This is a genomic window from Methylobacter sp. BBA5.1 (assembly GCF_000746145.1).
GTDB classification, from domain to species: Bacteria; Pseudomonadota; Gammaproteobacteria; order Methylococcales; family Methylomonadaceae; genus Methylobacter; species Methylobacter marinus.
Genome location: NZ_JQKS01000006.1, coordinates 31,278 through 46,040, shown reverse-complemented (window position 1 = coordinate 46,040; position 14,763 = coordinate 31,278). Strand labels below are relative to the sequence as shown.

The window sequence follows — 14,763 nt, the reverse complement described above, 5'->3', positions numbered from 1 at the left end:
ACAGCTGTATTCTCAAGGCCGAGAAACCCGATAGATGCTGCCGGTAAAATCATCCGAGATATAAATGGCGCCGTCCGGTCCTTCGGCAACATCGACAGGCCGGGCTATGACATCGCCCTGAAACTCAAAGCCGCTGATAAAGTCGCGCTCCGTAATCGTGCCCTTGGGCCCGAAATGCAGCGATACGACCTTATAGCCGGTTTTCTCGGTGCGGTTCCAGGAACCGTGCAGTGCCACCAGGGCCGAATTTTTGAATTCCGGCGGCAAATTTTTATTGCGCAGGAAAGTCATTCCAAGAGGCGCGGTATGGGCGGCGAATTCGTGGACGGGGGGCAGGCTGTTGCGGATTTGTTCCTCATGGCCGGCGCCCAGATCGGGATCAGGGATTTTATTGCCGTTGGCATAAGGCCAGCCGTAAAATTTGCCTTGCTCGATCCGGTTAAGTTCTTCGGGCGGAAAATCATCGCCCAGAAAATCCCGGCCGTTATCGACGCCGAACAGTTCATGGGTATCGGGATGCCAGTCAAAGCCGACCGTATTGCGCAACCCTGTGGCAAACAGTTCGTCCTGACCGCCATCCGGGGTATAGCGCAGCATGGCCGCCCGTTTCGGGTTTTTTTCCTCGCAGACATTGCAGCTCGATCCGACCGAAACATACATCAGGCCATCCGGGCCGAAGCGTAACGTGCGGGTCCAGTGGTTGCTGCCGCCCGGGATGCCGGTGACGACCTGCTCGTACTCGCCTTTTGTCTTGCGCGTTTTGGGATTGAAGGCAATACGGCCGATTGCATCGGTTTCGGCAACATACAATCGGCCCTGATAATAATCCATGCCATGCGGCCGGTTCAGTCCGGTCACCAGATCGCTTCTGCCGTCCGGCGCGCCGTCATTGTCGGCATCCCGCTCAAGCAAGACGATCCGGCCTTCATTTGGCAGGCTCGCCAGCAGATCGCCCGCTTCGGTAAAACGCAACATGCGGACATCGGGTAAATCTTTCGCATAGACCGAAATCGAAAAGCCCGGCGGCAGGTGTATGCGCGCGTTTAACATTTCCTCGGAAGGCGGATTTTTCTTCATCAAAGGCGTGTTAATGCCGAACCAGCGGGACATCAGGAACCCTAAAATGCCGCCTATAATAAAAATACGCGCCAATGCCCAAAGAAAAGTATGCATGGGAGATAACCTGTCGAATATCGAAAGTTTTTTCGTGAATCTGTTAAGTCAGCATTTTTTGACTTTTGAACGGGCACCAATCAGGAAGTTTCTTTTCAAATGAATAAAGCGTTCGTCAATTTTTTATTGGAGGCTCTCATGACTGACATCGGAATCGATAATGACGCAGTGGTTAGCGTGCTCAATAAAGTCCTGGAAATCGAATTGGCCGGCGTGGTGTGTTATACGCACTATGCCTTGATGATCTATGGCTACAACCGCATCCCCATCATTTCGTGGATGCGCGGCCAGGCAACCGAATCCTTGACCCATGCCAACGAAGCAGGCGAATTGATCACGCATCTGGGCGGTCATCCTTCCCTAGGCATCGGCCCGTTGCTGGAAACGCACCGTCATGATATCGGCGATATTCTCAGGGAGTCGCTGGAGCATGAAATGCAGGCTTTGACGGCTTATTATGATCTTCTGCAACTGGTGAAAGACCGCAACGTGATGCTGGAGGACTATGCCCGGCGCCTGATCGCACAGGAGGAAACGCATCTGGGCGAAGTACGCAAGATGCTCAGGAAACCCGGCCAGTAAAGAAAGCTGTGTAAATGCCCGGGCCGCGATAAAATGGCCGGCCAAAAGATTATGAAGTGAATTTCCATGAGCTATTACAAATACCACGTATTCTTCTGTACCCACCAACGCGAAAACGGCAGCGCCTGTTGCGCGAACCATGGCGCCAAGATTGTGCGCGATTACGCCAAGGAGCAGGTTAAAAAATTGCATCTGAACGGCCCTGGAAAGTGCCGCATCAACAACGCCGGTTGCATGGACCGCTGCAGCGAGGGGCCGGTAATGGCGGTTTATCCGGAAGGGGTTTGGTACACCTATCACGATAAAGACGATATCGACGAAATTATCGAGGAGCATCTGCGGCATGGGCGGATTGTCGAGCGTTTGAAAATCTAGGCGCATGACGGCCCCCGTCCCCGGTCCGGCCGTAAAAGCGCAAACCTTGAGGGGCTCGTCTCAGCTTCCATGATGATGAATGTTGATCCTGTCCGTTCTCCGGTCAGCGGGCTGCTTTCGGCGGAATTTCCGCGATATAATGGCCGGCTCAAAACAGCCGCCGACGTTATCGGTTGCGCTGGCGTTAATCATTAATCCAAAACCTTGTCACATGGCGGCAGGGATTATCGTAAGGAGAGTTGTGTGGCAAAGGCCAGTGAGTTAAAGAAAGGCATGGTCGTCGAGATAAACGGCGTTCCGCATGTGGTCAAGCAGGTTGAAGTCAGAAGCCCGTCGTCTCGCGGGGCATCGACGTTGTATAAAGTCCGTTTTAACAATCTCAAGACAGGGCAAAAGCTGGACGAGTCCTTAAAGGGCGACGATTTTTTCAAGGATGCCGACTGCGTGCGCGCCAAAGTGCAGTTTTCCTATGTCGATGGCGACAATTACATCTTCATGGATATGGAAGATTACAGCCAGTACAGCATCAGTGGGGATGATCTGGAGGGGCAGAAGGAATATCTGACCGAAGGGCTCGAAGGCATCGTGGCTTTGCTGATAGACGATGCCTTGCTGGCCATCGAACTGCCGGGCTCCGTCGTGCTCGGGATTGTGGAAACGGCGCCCGGTATCAAAGGCGCGACAGCGACAGGCCGTACCAAGCCGGCGCGCCTGACCACCGGTCTGGAAGTTCAGGTGCCTGAATACCTGGAAACCGATGAGCTGATCAGGATCAATACCGCGACCGGCAAGTTCATGTCGCGCGCTTAACACTTTAAACTATCAACAGGGCGGCCGCTCGGCCGTCCTTATGGCGGGGTCTGGCTTGGACAATCTTTTAACCGTACCTCAGGGCGAGTTTAAACTGGATCGCCTGCCGTTGCGCGCACGTGAGTTGCTGCGCGCCTGGGATGCGGCCGATGAATACCTGCTCGATTATCTGGCCGAAGACGGGAATCTGCCGGCCGGTGCACGGATATTAATCCTGAATGACACATTTGGCGCTCTAGCTGTGGCGCTGAGCGGTTTTAGGCCGCAGGCGATCTCCGACTCCTATCTGTCGCAGCAGGCGACGCGCATGAATCTGGCCGGCAACGGCCTGAACGAGGACAGCGTCAGACTGCTGAACAGCCTGGAGGCACCGGACGGCGCTTCTGACCTGGTTCTGATCAAAGTGCCAAAGACATTGGCTTTACTGGAAGATCAGTTGCTGCGCCTGCAACCGCATTTGCAGGCATCGACGCGGATTATCGTCGGCGGCATGATTAAGGCCATGCCGGCTTCAGTCTGGAAAATACTGGAGCGCCTGGTCGGGCCGACGACCACATCTCTAGCGCGTAAAAAGGCGCGCCTGATTTTCGCTGAGCCTGATCCGAAACGGAAGGTGCCGGCCAATCCTTATCCGGTCCGCTATCGGCTTGAGGGTACCGATTACCTGATCACTAATCACGCCAATGTGTTCTCGCGCGACAGTCTCGATATCGGTACGCGTTTTTTTCTTCAGCATCTGCCCGTCAACCCCGAAGTGCGCGATATTGTCGATCTGGGCTGCGGCAATGGTGTAGTGGGTTTGATGGCGGCGGTACGCAATCCGCGGGCGATCGTTCATTTTGTCGATGAGTCTTTCATGGCCGTGGCTTCCGCCAGGGAGAATTTTAGCCGCGCGCTAGGGGTGGAGCGGCAGGCAATATTCCGCGTCGGCGATGGCCTGACGGAGTTTGAGCCGGATTCGGCCGACTTGATTCTTTGCAATCCGCCTTTTCATCAGCAGCATGCCGTAGGTGATCAGATCGCCACCAGTATGTTTAAACACGCCCACAGGATACTGCGGACAGGCGGGGAGTTATGGGTGATCGGCAATCGCCATCTGGGCTATCATGTGGCGCTTAGGCGTCTTTTCGAGGCCTGTTCGGTCGTCGCTGCCAATTCAAAATTTGTGATCCTGCGAGCACGCGCCAAAAGGCACTAATTCCCCGGGCAAAAAAAACTCCCAGTGCAAAAGGGCATTGGGAGTATGAGGGGCAAACAGGACAATCAATCGTCACTGTTTGGTGTGCAATACCAGGAGATGGTAAAAAATTAGCCGTGCAGTCTGCGATTGAAGAATATATTACTAAAAATAGCCGCTGCTGCAAACAGAACAGTCGAGACGATAAACTCGCCTGAAATAAACACAAAAATGCCAGTGATAAACATCAACCCGATTAAAATATCTCTTTGAAAATCAGTCATTTTGAAGACCCGTTAGTAAATGGAAAATAAGAAAAAAGGAATTGAGGCATACTATACACATGCGCTTATTTGTTTACAACAGTGATAATTATTGATTAATAGTTTCTTATTTTGAAATAATCATGGGGGTCAAGCTGTAGCTTTTCAAGATACATTTGATTCAGTCAACAAAAAAGCAAAGACTGCCCATTTTGGACCAGGAGCCGAAACCGGCGATAACCGCTCTCCGGTAAAAATCACGCAAGACCAGCGTCCGTGAACAGGCGACAGGTGCCATTTTACAAGCAGTCGCTGTTGTAATAGGGCAACGTTAAATCAATTGATTCGTTAGATGGAATGCTGTTGGGCTGCGGTTAATTGAAAAAAAATATAAATCGAAGATCATGAAGTTATCCACATTTTCTGTGGATAACTCTGTTAATAACTTGAAAATAAATCCGCTAACCTGCCACTTTTAAAGTCTTTTTGTTAAATTGCCCAGCTTTTGAACAGTTGTACGGAGTTTGGTTTATTATCTTTATTTATCAAATGGATAACAAACCCAGAAGGGCGATGTGGCGGGTTAAAAACGCTCGATAAAAGACGTGCTTGGAAACGAGCAATGCCCAAGCGCCTGCTGTGGGAAAACTAACTTTGACAACAGTTTGTCAAGTTTTATTTCGTGCGATAAAACGGGTTTTCACCATAATGCAGGCGGTTAGATAATTGAAGTTGTTTTGTTGCAGGAAGTCCATTACTGCCGGGCTGGTGGTTCCCGGCTGCAGCCAGACATTCATCAACCCCAAGTCGAGGCATTGCCTTAGCGATGCGAGGGTGACTGCCGGCGGGACCACAAAGTCGACGATCGTCGGTTTCTGGGGTATTTCCGCCAATGACGGATAGGCTTGGTCTTGCTCTACTATCTTCCTATGCGGGTTGACCGGAAACAAACGGAAGCCTTTACGTTTTAAGTCCTTGTAAATGATATTGCCGAATTTGGCGGTATTATCCGTGGCGCCAACAATGGCGACCGTCGTCTCGGGGTGTTCCAGTAGCGAAATCAGATCCTCAGGCATAAGCTTTCCAAAAAAAGTCAGGGTTACGGGAATATTAGCCAATTTGCTATGTATCTAGACATGTGATCTCATATGCGCCTTTTTGTTCTGACTTCAGGAGATGATTGTTCAGTATGGCGAATTTTAAAGCCCACGTATCCATCGCCGCCGCCGTCAGCAGCGTTGCGGCGCTGGTTGCCGTTGACGCGCGGCTGATTGATGGCGCCGATGCGCCCTGGCTTATCTTTTTAGGGACCATCGGGGGCATGTTGCCGGATATCGACGCCAATAATTCCAAACCGGTCAAGCTGTTGTTTAATGCACTGGCCTTGCTGGGCGTGACCGCCGTATGGGTGATATTTAGGAACAGCTATGCGCAACAGTCGCTATTGCTGGGAGCCACGGCTACTTATGTAGGGATACGCTATGGGCTGTTTAATCTGTTTAACAGTTTTACCGAGCATCGCGGTGTGTTTCACTCATTATTGGCAGCTGTATTTTTCGCCTGTTTAATGACCTGTATCAGTTTTTATTTCCTGCAATGGGATATCTTGCATGCATGGTTGAATGGTTTGTTTGTGGCCATCGGCTTTGTTGTGCATTTGTTGCTGGATGAGTTGTATAGCGTCGATTTATCAAATACCAGGATGAAAAAATCGTTTGGCACGGCATTGAAATTATTCAGCTATAGAAATATTCCGGCTTCTGCGCTAATGACAGTTTGCACGATAGCGCTTTATTGGCTTGCACCGCCACCGACGCCTTTGTTGAAGGTATGGCAGGCGGCGCATTGGGATCAGTATCTGTCGCAAGCGAAGCTCTGCCAGTAAAATATAAATGTCTTTAATTTTTAATTGTAAATATACTGATAAATAATAACTTATTGCCTTATGATGCCTAAAAAATAGCGGTTCGGGTTGAGGCTTGATTTTCAGATAAGAGCCAAATGCACTAGAATGAACCGCTTTTTATAGCAACCCCCGGCAATTTTGGTTTGAAATGCCGTTAGCGGATCAGGGCTACTCAGTCCGGTAATAACCGGTCCGCACAAGAGGAATCAGTAAATAATATGTCAACTATCGATAAAATTCAGAGTCAAATTAACCGGCGAAGATTTTTACAGATGTTAGCCTGTGGGTCATTAGCGGCAGGTTTTCCCGGTCTCACTGAGGCTTCAGTAAAAAGACCTTATCAATCCGCCCGAAAGCTGGCTTTTTTAAACACCCATACCGGCGAAAGCTTAGCATTAACCTATTTCGAAAAAGGCCGGTATCTTTCAGATGCGCTGCAGGAAGTAAATTATCTGCTGCGGGATCACAGAACCGACGATGTATACGACATTGACACGGCGCTACTGGATCAGCTTTATAACCTGCGAGTCATGCTGGGTATAAATAAACCGTTCCAGATCATTTCCGGTTACCGTTCGCCCTATACGAACGCGCTGTTGCATGATCAGAGCGATGGCGTTGCCACTAAAAGCCTGCATATGCAGGGGCGGGCTATCGATATTCGCATTGAAAGGTTTAATACCAAACGCTTGCGCAACGCCGCTATCGCCATGCATGCCGGCGGCGTAGGCTATTACCGGAACTCAAATTTCGTACATCTCGATACAGGCCGGTTCAGAACCTGGTAACGTCTGGGTTTGGCGCCTGTTTCATTCTGCCTGGCTGGTGACGGTATCGGGGGCTTTCTTCTGCAGCGGTCTCGACAGGGCCTGAAGCAAGGGATTATCGAGATTGTATATATCATCGAAAAATAGCACCTGGTCAGCAGTGGCCATTGCCGTGGTGTAGAACATAATCACCGGGATCGGTTTTTCCAGCGAGACATGCTTGGGGTTCTCCCGGCGCATTGCGTTGCGGATTTTTTGCCGGTCCCAGCCTTGTTTCGATTTCAGCACGAATTCAGCTAACGCTTCAGGGTCTTCGACCCGAACGCATCCATGGCTGAAGTCCCGTCTTGTGCGTTTAAACAGGTTGGGGGTAGGCGTGTCGTGCAGATAGACATTGTAAGCGTTTGGGAACATGAACTTCACGCTGCCTAGCGCGTTCAGGCGACCCGGAAGCTGACGGATTTTCGCGCGGCCACGGCTCAAAAGAGTCATCGTCTCATCGTTAACCGGCAGCACGGTTGCATTCGGGCCGAAGCGGTTGACCAGTTCCATGTTCTGGCCGGCTAGATAAGACGGGTTCCGGCGCAGTTTGGGCAGCAGTTCTTCCCTGACGATGCTTTGCGGCACGTTCCAGTAGGGCCTGAACTGAAGAAAGTACATGTTGGCCATGAACACGGGCGTCTGCTTGTTTATTGATTTGCCGACGATCACCTTCATGTTCAACGGCGGCTCGGTTTCTTCAGCGATCGAATCATACGCCCATAACTGAAAAGCGGGAATATTGACGATAATCAGCGATCCCTCTTTTAGCCTGGGCAACCAGCGAAAGCGTTCCATGGACAATTCGATTTGCCAGATTCGGTCGGCGAGAGGAACATTGAGCGCGGCCACTGTTTTTTTGCCTATCACACCGTCACTTCCCAGGCCGTGCCTTGACTGAAAATTTTTTACGCCTTCGACCAGGGCGGCGTCATAAAGAGTGGCTTCGCTTTGGGTCTCGGCATCGGTTTCCTCTGGCTGAGGCATATCGCCTAAAGTCGTCAGAAACCGGCGTAACGGTTCCATTTGCGGGTCATGGTCGCCCGGACGCAAGGTTCTTGAGAAGGCGAACCGAGGAGTATCGTGCATTTGGGCCAGTTGGCGGTACCTGGATAAAGCTTGTTTTAAATGCCGGTAGACAGGCATGACAGGCTCAACCCGGGCAACGAGTTCAGACGGTTTTTTTTCCGCGGCGGCTTCTACAATCAGGCGGACAAGATTGATCGGTTCCAGGATTATGTCGTCGGCCAGTTTGACATTTTGAGTCTTGATCTGACCGTAATGCAGATCGGAAAGATAACGCAGCAGGGCAATATTCAATGCCGTATCGTATAGCGCTCGCGCCTGCGGCGATTCTTCCTGACCGGTCTTGATTTGCAGCCATTTCCGGGCGAGATGGTCGCTGTCGTAGTTTTGCGCGTTCAGGCCGTTTTTTTCCGCGCTTGCCAGCAGCGCTAGCACATCCTCCACCTGGCGGTTGGAATCATCTTCGTTTAACCAGACAAATTGGTAACGGTTCAACTGGTACAGTGCCTGAATGTCCTCGTGCTGGTCATAAATGTCGTCATGCGGCAGGTAAGGGTGCCGATTTGAAGTCATCAGGGAGTTGATGACTTCGACCAGAGTGACATCGGCCGGGTATTCAGCCGAATGCGACAAAGGGGCTGCCATCAGCCCCCCGATAAGCCAAATAATGGCTATCCATTTTCTATAAACGCTCAAATTGGCTTTATGAATCATGCATAATGACATTTATATGACAAACTCCATTAAGATTGGGCACAAGGTTCAGTCGGTTCGGTTATCGCTATTGAGTTGCATATAAATATGGAATGCCGACTGCCGACTTAATCGTTGCGTTTAAAGAAATGGACCCAGACCTGGCTGTCATTGTTCCAGGTCATGCCGGCGTGCATTCTCAGGATCAATTCCTTATAGGCATCGAGATTCGGGTAGCCTTCCGCTTTCGCATCGGCATCAGTCATATCGCCCAGGCTTTGTTGTTCCAGAGCGGTAACGGTAAATGTCGTGCCTTCCAGTTCAAAGGTCTCTCCCGGGTAACCGTAGACTCCGTTCCGGCGTTGCTGCGTTTTTTGTCCGCTCAAGGCGGCGGCAACCAATTTGGGATGGCAAACGAGGCGGTCAATTTGGCAAGTTTTTTCAGGATAATTATTCATCAGGTAATCCTTTGCGTAAAAAGAGTCATACGATAACTCAACCTGACGATAATGAGAAATAGTTAGAAGCAGGTTTTAGGCATGGAAGTCAATGGCTGTGATATCGCCCGGCGGCGTATAGGCCGCCTTCGATAACGTTATTGATCGCTTTTTGATCCCGGTTGCACCATTTTTTGACGTTCCTTTTTCCCTTGCTGGCGATGCTCCATCTTTTGACTATGATGCGCTTTTAGCATATCCAGTTGTTGTTTTTTCAGTTCTTCTTTTTTTGCGGGATCTTTCTCTGCCAGAATCTGATTGGAAAGATCATGGATACGCAACATATGCTCCTGCATGGCACGCATATGCTGTTCTTTTTGCTCTTCGGTCATGCCTCCCATACCACCGCCCATGCCTCCCATACCGCTCATACCGCCCATACCGCCACCCATTCTGTTCATGCCTTTGGATTCGGGTGAGGACGTGGACTCGCCGGCGAAACCGGCCATGCTGAAAGAAAGCAACAGGGAAAAAGCAATCGTGAGTTGATTAAGATGTTTCATTGATAGTCACCTTGGTATTATTAGCGGATTGGTTTAAACATCAAACTTACAAAAAATTAGAAGATGTGCGGAAATCAAAAGTTCCTGTCGGAAAGATGGCCGAAATTATATCTCAGGCTTCTCCTTTCATGAGCAGGGCGGTGTATTCTTCCGGGGTAATCGTGCCGCCCAGTTGTTCCGCGATATTTTTATCCCGTTCCGGCAGGGCTTCCTGTAACGCATCGATGCGCTTCCATTGCGGCGGCGGAGTTGGCTGGCCGTCCTGAGGAGCGTATCGGGAGGTCTGCACGCGCTGATACTTGTGGATATAGCGCGGGCAATTGACAAAAATCTCGGTAATCGTGACCCGTACGATCATTTCCGCGCCTTGAATCTCGCCGAGTAATGGGTCGTTGCGATCGATAGATGCCGTCCCGTGAGCGCGTACGCGATGCGGCATTTCAAAGTCGATGAATAGCAAGCCGACTTTGTTGTTGGCGGTAATATTGCCCGTGGACAGAAACATGCCATTGCCGTCGTAGCTGGGGAAAGCCAGGGTCTTGTTGTCGACGACTTTTACAAATCCCGGTGCGCCCCCCTTGTAGGAGCAGGTAGGGTAGCCACGGTGATCGATCGTGGTCAGGAAGAACATGTCACGGGTTTCGATAAAGTGCTTATGGTCATCGGCAATTTCTGACTGGACAATGATCTGGCCGACACTGTCAGCCAGGCTGCGAGTGTCGAAAGCATCCTGCATGGCCAGGTGCTGGTCTCCGTATATGCTGCTCATTATGCCTCCGGGAAATGAAGTAATTGCGGCATAGAGTAAGGCGCTAGCCCATGAATTGCAATAAATTAGGCATCGAACAGAGCGCCTGAAGCGCTCTAGCGTACAGGAATGGCGGCTTTTTAGCGTGTAAAGCCGGTTGTATCCACGTGGCTCCCGGGCTGCAAACAAACAGATCCGCTCGAGCATTTGCAAGATGTCTGACTGGCTATCGCTTCTACGCCTGCTGCCATGGTTTGAAAACTTGTGCTGACTGCAATCCGGCGTTCCAAGGAAGTTCGGAGTCGCTCCAGGCAGCGCGCTAATGAGCGGTTATAGCGGACGAATACCAGGTCAGCTTATTCGGCCGGCTTGTTCGTTCCGGTCTGTTCCCTGAATTTATGCGTATAGTTCAGAATCTCGTCGACAATCTGCCCGGCGGTTGCCTCGATATCCTTTTGCGTCGCATTTTTTTCCATAACGAATTTGGCGGCGGCGACATAGGGGGTTACGGTTGCGACAGCGCCCGGCGTTTTTTGGGGATCCTTGATGGTGCCGAAGACGATAAAAGGCGTTTGTGGCTCTGCGCTGGTCAGATCGCTGACGCCGACCTGGACGTTCATGCGCGTTGCGCCGCGGCCAAAGCCGATCACGGCACGTTTTATACGGTTGCCTTCATCAACTTCGGTAAAAATGCCCTGCAGCAGCCAGCCGTCGCGCGGCATAGTCGCCTGTGGGCCGGACAGCCGCCGGGCAGCGAAGCCTTTATCCCTAAGGCGCTTGACCAGGCTCCGGCTCATGGTATCAACAATTTCCCTGGTCCGTGCTTCAGGATCGGCCGGCGACAGCGGGTTCGGCAATCGCTGTTCGATCGGCCCTAAACGCCTTTCGGGCAAAATGCCGTGATCGCCTTCGATGCGTTGCGCCTCAAGGGTAAAATCGCTGACATAAACCGTGCCGGGCAGGTCGGCTGGCCTGGTGTCCTTGATCTGCTCATCACGGATTTCAACAGCGCCCAGCAGACTACGGGAGTCGGTGCCGCGGCTCTGACAGCCCGTATTCAATGCCATACAAACCATCAGGCCGATAAGGTACACACTGGAATCGCGGATTACCATAGCATTATCCCGTTAATTAAATATTTAAGTGTAAGGCTATAAGCAGTCTTTAAGCATAGTATAGATCCGTTCAAAAATCCATGAACTAGAGGGCGGCCGGGTGTCATGCACGGTGACCAATGGATCGCTTCTGGCCGGGTGTAGCGCCAGCTTTCAGCAACTGTTCATGGACTGCGATTGACGCGCGATTTTGTACAAAAGAAGGGTGGCGCTCACGCTGGCATCAATGCGAAATCCAGTCAGGCCAATTAACCGTAATGCCATCGCAATCGGCAGCGATGGTCTTTTGAATCAATGCCAAAACGTCCTCGCGTTTTCCGTTGATGCCCCAGGCTCTGACTTCCGGCACGATTGAATGGGCAAGGCGGACGGCTTGTTGTGTGAGCCGGTCTGCCCGAGGACAAAGCTGAAATAATTCAAGCGCTTTGGCTTTGACAAGCACCTTCTTATCGATGTCCCGCACCAGCCAGCCTAAACGCAAATAAGGTGCAATGGCCCTGACTTGCATCAGGATTTCATATGAAAAACAGGTGATGACGATGTGGTCGCGTAAATTATAAGCCTCGATAACGCGGCAGACTTGATGTGGGAGTTGTGGAGCAGTACCTTTTAGCTCTATATGATAGGTGAGTTCGGCGTCATATTCCTTGAACAGGTCCTGTAGCCTTAACAACTTTTCGCCCTGAAACAGGTAGGGCGAGAACCAGGACCCCATATCCAGTTGCGATAGTTCCGGCCAGCTCATGGCTTCGACATAGCCGGTAATCCCATAGCGGGTCAACGATAAATCATGGCATATCACCGCCTCGCCGTCCGATGACAGCTGAACGTCGAGTTCGATGTCTGTGACGCCCATGTCCGTGGCCAGCTTAAAAGCGGCCATTGTGTTTTCGGGTGCATAGGCGGACGCGCCGCGATGGGCGATGATCCGGAATGGACGTTTAACGGTGACAGGTAAAGCTATGGGTTTGTTTGCTTTTGCCATATGACGAGGGCGGGGCATGGGCCTGGAAAGCGAGTGGTCAAAATATTCAAGGCGTGATTTTGACCACTCGCGAACAGGCCGGAAACAGGAATTGGCTTCCTTTAACGTTTAGGCATTGGGCTGGAATTTGCGCAGCAGGCTTTTGAGCCGGGTTGGAATTTTTTTGCCTGTTCCGGCAATGCTATCAAGCTCGTGGTCAGCCAACGGTTGCACCGATTCCTGCATGGACAGAATGGCCGGCTCATCCTGTTCCGCCGGCGCGGTTTGTATAGCGGCCCGAGGCGACTTGCGGGTGCCGAGCAGGTTGCGGATTTTTCCGGTTACGCTATCGGATTGTTTGCTGACGGCAGCGGATGGCTGCTGCTCCGTGCCTGATGGTTCAGGCTGAATGCCGCTGTTATCTGCTTCTATTGCGGCAGATCGGGACCTTTCGGCCGTTTTATCGGCAGTGGTTGTCTCGCCGGCCATTTTTTCATCAAATTTCGCTATCTGTTGCCGGGCACTGTCAAACATCTGTTTGATTTTGCCGGCCAGCTTGGGGGCTTTATTCTCAAGCGGCTGCGGCTGCGGCTGCGGTTCCGGGCTGGCGGGTTGGGCCTGAATCGCTTCCATACTGTTTTCGGCCGGGGCAGGGCGGATCTCTTCGGCAGGGTTGTCGGTGACAGGCGCTGCATTGGCCGTTTTTTCATTCTGTTCCGTTGCCTGCTGCCTGGCGCCAAAGATGTGTTTGATTTTATCGCTGACATCGTTGATACGATGCTCGGCGGGCACCTGTGGGGGCTGTTCCATTGCAACGGATGCAGCAAGCTCTTCGGCCACAACCTTTTCAGGTTCAGTCGGAGTCTGTGGCTGCTGCTCGATAACAGCTGCCTGAATTTGCCCGGCTTGTTGCAATTGCTCGATACGGATATTCTGCGCATGGATGGTTTCTTCCATTTGCAATTGCTGCGTTTTCGTTTGCGCCCATTCAGTCGCCAGTTGCTCGAGTTCCGCAAGGCGCGCCAGATCGGCCTGCTGTTTTTGCGCGCTGTCCGCGATTTGCTGTTGCAGCAGGGTGTTGTGCTCTTCCTGTTGGACAAGTTGCTGGCTTTGGGCGTTCAGGCGGGCCTGCAGCGCTTCAAGCAGCGTTTCCTTTTCGGCCAGCTTGGCCGCTTCCGCCTGACAGGCCTGCTGCAAGTCGGTTTTGGTTTGCAGCTCGGTGCGCAAGCGTTCGGTTAATTGCGCAAGGGCGGCGCTGTATTGCCGCCACAAGCCTTCCCCGTCAAGATCATCGCCAGCCGCTAAGGCTTGCCTGTCCAGGTTGAAGCTGACCGTTAAAGCCTGAAGGCTGTCGGTCAACTGCATGTTGCGCTCGGTGATGCGTCTTTCCAGATCCAGCGCGCGTTGAGTCGCCTTGTTGGCGGCGATCTCCGATTCTTCCATGCGCGCGGTATTGGCGGTTAATTCTTCTTGCAGCTTTTGTGTCTGCTGCTGCGCGGCATCGATGTTATCCTGGGCTTCTTTCGCCCTGGCGCGATTTTTTCTGTTTATTAAGCCAATCCGTATTCTGTAGAACAAGGCCGTCAGTAACCAGACAGATACCGCCAAAGCCGCGGCGTATACTGCATTATCAAGGGTAAGTTGATACCATTGGGTAAGCAGATCTTGAATAATCGGTAAATAGGCTTGCATGGGAATGATCCTTGATCAAGATAATTGAAATGAACAAATGATAACCGTAAACGATAACCTGTACGGAGAGCAAACGCCAGTCTGACATTAATGGATCATCGGCCGGGCTGACGCAGTTTGCCTTCAGCCGCCGCGCCGGCGGGAAGCAGGTTATAGACCGAGATAGTGGGAGCGATGCCTTTATGCCCTTTGGGTATACATCGCGACTTGCAGGGCGATTGTCTGCGTAACATCAGTTATAGAGACTTGACGGTGAGTAAATATGATTTAAAAAAAGCTGTTTTAGAACCTGTGAGGGTGATGTCAGCCACTCCACACGTTGATCGATGGTGAGCATCCGCCAGCCTGTTATTGCACTGGGAAATCCGGTACTCATTCCCATGCTGCCCGCCGTGGAGAAGGGCTGCTATTGCGGTCCGGGCACGAAACCGCC

At 51.6% G+C, this 14,763-nt stretch carries 16 protein-coding genes; 6 read left to right on the top strand and 10 right to left on the bottom strand.

Annotated features, from left to right (window positions below):
- Positions 1-12: 12 nt before the first annotated feature.
- The gene (locus EK22_RS05275; RefSeq protein ID WP_036248746.1) at positions 13-1,173 is read right to left on the bottom strand and encodes a PQQ-dependent sugar dehydrogenase; all 1,161 of its coding nucleotides are present in this window, start codon (positions 1,171-1,173) and stop codon (positions 13-15) included.
- A gap of 138 nt (positions 1,174-1,311) precedes the next feature.
- Between EK22_RS05275 and EK22_RS05270 the strand changes: the two genes are divergently transcribed.
- The 4 genes from EK22_RS05270 (at position 1,312) to EK22_RS05255 (ending at position 4,138) form a co-directional block, all read left to right on the top strand.
- Positions 1,312-1,755: a ferritin-like domain-containing protein gene (locus tag EK22_RS05270; protein ID WP_036248942.1), complete on the top strand. Its 444-nt coding sequence runs from the start codon at positions 1,312-1,314 to the stop codon at positions 1,753-1,755.
- Positions 1,756-1,821: 66 nt separating this feature from the next.
- On the top strand, positions 1,822-2,130 hold the full coding sequence (locus tag EK22_RS05265; protein WP_020157798.1) for a (2Fe-2S) ferredoxin domain-containing protein: 309 nt from the start codon (positions 1,822-1,824) through the stop codon (positions 2,128-2,130).
- A 243-nt stretch (positions 2,131-2,373) separates the two neighbouring features.
- The gene (gene yeiP / locus EK22_RS05260) at positions 2,374-2,940 is read left to right on the top strand and encodes an elongation factor P-like protein EfpL (protein ID WP_020157796.1); all 567 of its coding nucleotides are present in this window, start codon (positions 2,374-2,376) and stop codon (positions 2,938-2,940) included.
- A gap of 40 nt (positions 2,941-2,980) precedes the next feature.
- Complete coding sequence (locus EK22_RS05255; RefSeq protein WP_036248741.1) at positions 2,981-4,138, top strand: methyltransferase; 1,158 nt, start codon at positions 2,981-2,983, stop codon at positions 4,136-4,138.
- A gap of 110 nt (positions 4,139-4,248) precedes the next feature.
- On the opposite strand, the gene EK22_RS24885 is transcribed toward EK22_RS05255, so the two are convergent.
- Positions 4,249-4,401 (bottom strand): hypothetical protein, encoded by a 153-nt coding sequence (locus EK22_RS24885; protein WP_020157794.1) that lies wholly within the window; start codon positions 4,399-4,401, stop codon positions 4,249-4,251.
- A gap of 647 nt (positions 4,402-5,048) precedes the next feature.
- Positions 5,049-5,456 carry a CoA-binding protein gene (locus EK22_RS05250; RefSeq protein ID WP_081917772.1) on the bottom strand — a complete coding sequence of 136 codons (408 nt, stop codon included), beginning with the start codon at positions 5,454-5,456 and terminating at the stop codon, positions 5,049-5,051.
- A gap of 113 nt (positions 5,457-5,569) precedes the next feature.
- On the opposite strand from EK22_RS05250, the gene EK22_RS05245 reads away from it, so the two are divergent.
- Positions 5,570-6,265 carry a metal-dependent hydrolase gene (locus tag EK22_RS05245; RefSeq protein ID WP_036248739.1) on the top strand — a complete coding sequence of 232 codons (696 nt, stop codon included), beginning with the start codon at positions 5,570-5,572 and terminating at the stop codon, positions 6,263-6,265.
- Positions 6,266-6,558: 293 nt separating this feature from the next.
- Complete coding sequence (locus tag EK22_RS05240) at positions 6,559-7,074, top strand: peptidoglycan L,D-endopeptidase MepK (protein WP_020157791.1); 516 nt, start codon at positions 6,559-6,561, stop codon at positions 7,072-7,074.
- A gap of 21 nt (positions 7,075-7,095) precedes the next feature.
- On the opposite strand, the gene EK22_RS05235 is transcribed toward EK22_RS05240, so the two are convergent.
- From EK22_RS05235 to EK22_RS05205, 7 genes are all read right to left on the bottom strand, one after another.
- Positions 7,096-8,763: a L,D-transpeptidase family protein gene (locus tag EK22_RS05235; protein ID WP_161786377.1), complete on the bottom strand. Its 1,668-nt coding sequence runs from the start codon at positions 8,761-8,763 to the stop codon at positions 7,096-7,098.
- A 176-nt stretch (positions 8,764-8,939) separates the two neighbouring features.
- Positions 8,940-9,269 carry an ASCH domain-containing protein gene (locus EK22_RS05230; RefSeq protein WP_036248735.1) on the bottom strand — a complete coding sequence of 110 codons (330 nt, stop codon included), beginning with the start codon at positions 9,267-9,269 and terminating at the stop codon, positions 8,940-8,942.
- 137 nt (positions 9,270-9,406) lie between these two features.
- Entirely contained in the window at positions 9,407-9,811 is a 405-nt protein-coding gene (locus EK22_RS05225) for a hypothetical protein (RefSeq protein ID WP_036248733.1), read from the bottom strand.
- Between the two features lie 112 nt (positions 9,812-9,923).
- Positions 9,924-10,580, bottom strand: a complete 657-nt coding sequence (locus tag EK22_RS05220) for a pyridoxamine 5'-phosphate oxidase family protein (protein ID WP_036248731.1) — start codon at positions 10,578-10,580, stop codon at positions 9,924-9,926.
- Between the two features lie 335 nt (positions 10,581-10,915).
- Positions 10,916-11,674: a DUF4410 domain-containing protein gene (locus tag EK22_RS05215; protein WP_036248728.1), complete on the bottom strand. Its 759-nt coding sequence runs from the start codon at positions 11,672-11,674 to the stop codon at positions 10,916-10,918.
- A gap of 223 nt (positions 11,675-11,897) precedes the next feature.
- Entirely contained in the window at positions 11,898-12,659 is a 762-nt protein-coding gene (locus tag EK22_RS05210) for a glycerophosphodiester phosphodiesterase (RefSeq protein WP_036248725.1), read from the bottom strand.
- Between the two features lie 108 nt (positions 12,660-12,767).
- Complete coding sequence (locus EK22_RS05205) at positions 12,768-14,330, bottom strand: coiled-coil domain-containing protein (protein WP_036248721.1); 1,563 nt, start codon at positions 14,328-14,330, stop codon at positions 12,768-12,770.
- Positions 14,331-14,763: the final 433 nt, after the last annotated feature.

Bases quoted from the DNA above. Each gene is read 5' to 3' on its own strand.
- EK22_RS05275 (WP_036248746.1), bottom strand. From the start codon at position 1,173: ATGCATACTTTTCTTTGGGCATTGGCGCGTATTTTTATTATAGGCGGC.
- EK22_RS05270 (WP_036248942.1), top strand. From the start codon at position 1,312: ATGACTGACATCGGAATCGATAATGACGCAGTGGTTAGCGTGCTCAAT.
- EK22_RS05265 (WP_020157798.1), top strand. From the start codon at position 1,822: ATGAGCTATTACAAATACCACGTATTCTTCTGTACCCACCAACGCGAA.
- EK22_RS05255 (WP_036248741.1), top strand. From the start codon at position 2,981: ATGGCGGGGTCTGGCTTGGACAATCTTTTAACCGTACCTCAGGGCGAG.
- EK22_RS24885 (WP_020157794.1), bottom strand. From the start codon at position 4,401: ATGACTGATTTTCAAAGAGATATTTTAATCGGGTTGATGTTTATCACT.
- EK22_RS05250 (WP_081917772.1), bottom strand. From the start codon at position 5,456: ATGCCTGAGGATCTGATTTCGCTACTGGAACACCCCGAGACGACGGTC.
- EK22_RS05245 (WP_036248739.1), top strand. From the start codon at position 5,570: ATGGCGAATTTTAAAGCCCACGTATCCATCGCCGCCGCCGTCAGCAGC.
- EK22_RS05240 (WP_020157791.1), top strand. From the start codon at position 6,559: ATGTTAGCCTGTGGGTCATTAGCGGCAGGTTTTCCCGGTCTCACTGAG.
- EK22_RS05235 (WP_161786377.1), bottom strand. From the start codon at position 8,763: ATGGCAGCCCCTTTGTCGCATTCGGCTGAATACCCGGCCGATGTCACT.
- EK22_RS05230 (WP_036248735.1), bottom strand. From the start codon at position 9,269: ATGAATAATTATCCTGAAAAAACTTGCCAAATTGACCGCCTCGTTTGC.
- EK22_RS05225 (WP_036248733.1), bottom strand. From the start codon at position 9,811: ATGAAACATCTTAATCAACTCACGATTGCTTTTTCCCTGTTGCTTTCT.
- EK22_RS05220 (WP_036248731.1), bottom strand. From the start codon at position 10,580: ATGAGCAGCATATACGGAGACCAGCACCTGGCCATGCAGGATGCTTTC.
- EK22_RS05215 (WP_036248728.1), bottom strand. From the start codon at position 11,674: ATGGTAATCCGCGATTCCAGTGTGTACCTTATCGGCCTGATGGTTTGT.
- EK22_RS05210 (WP_036248725.1), bottom strand. From the start codon at position 12,659: ATGGCAAAAGCAAACAAACCCATAGCTTTACCTGTCACCGTTAAACGT.
- EK22_RS05205 (WP_036248721.1), bottom strand. From the start codon at position 14,330: ATGCAAGCCTATTTACCGATTATTCAAGATCTGCTTACCCAATGGTAT.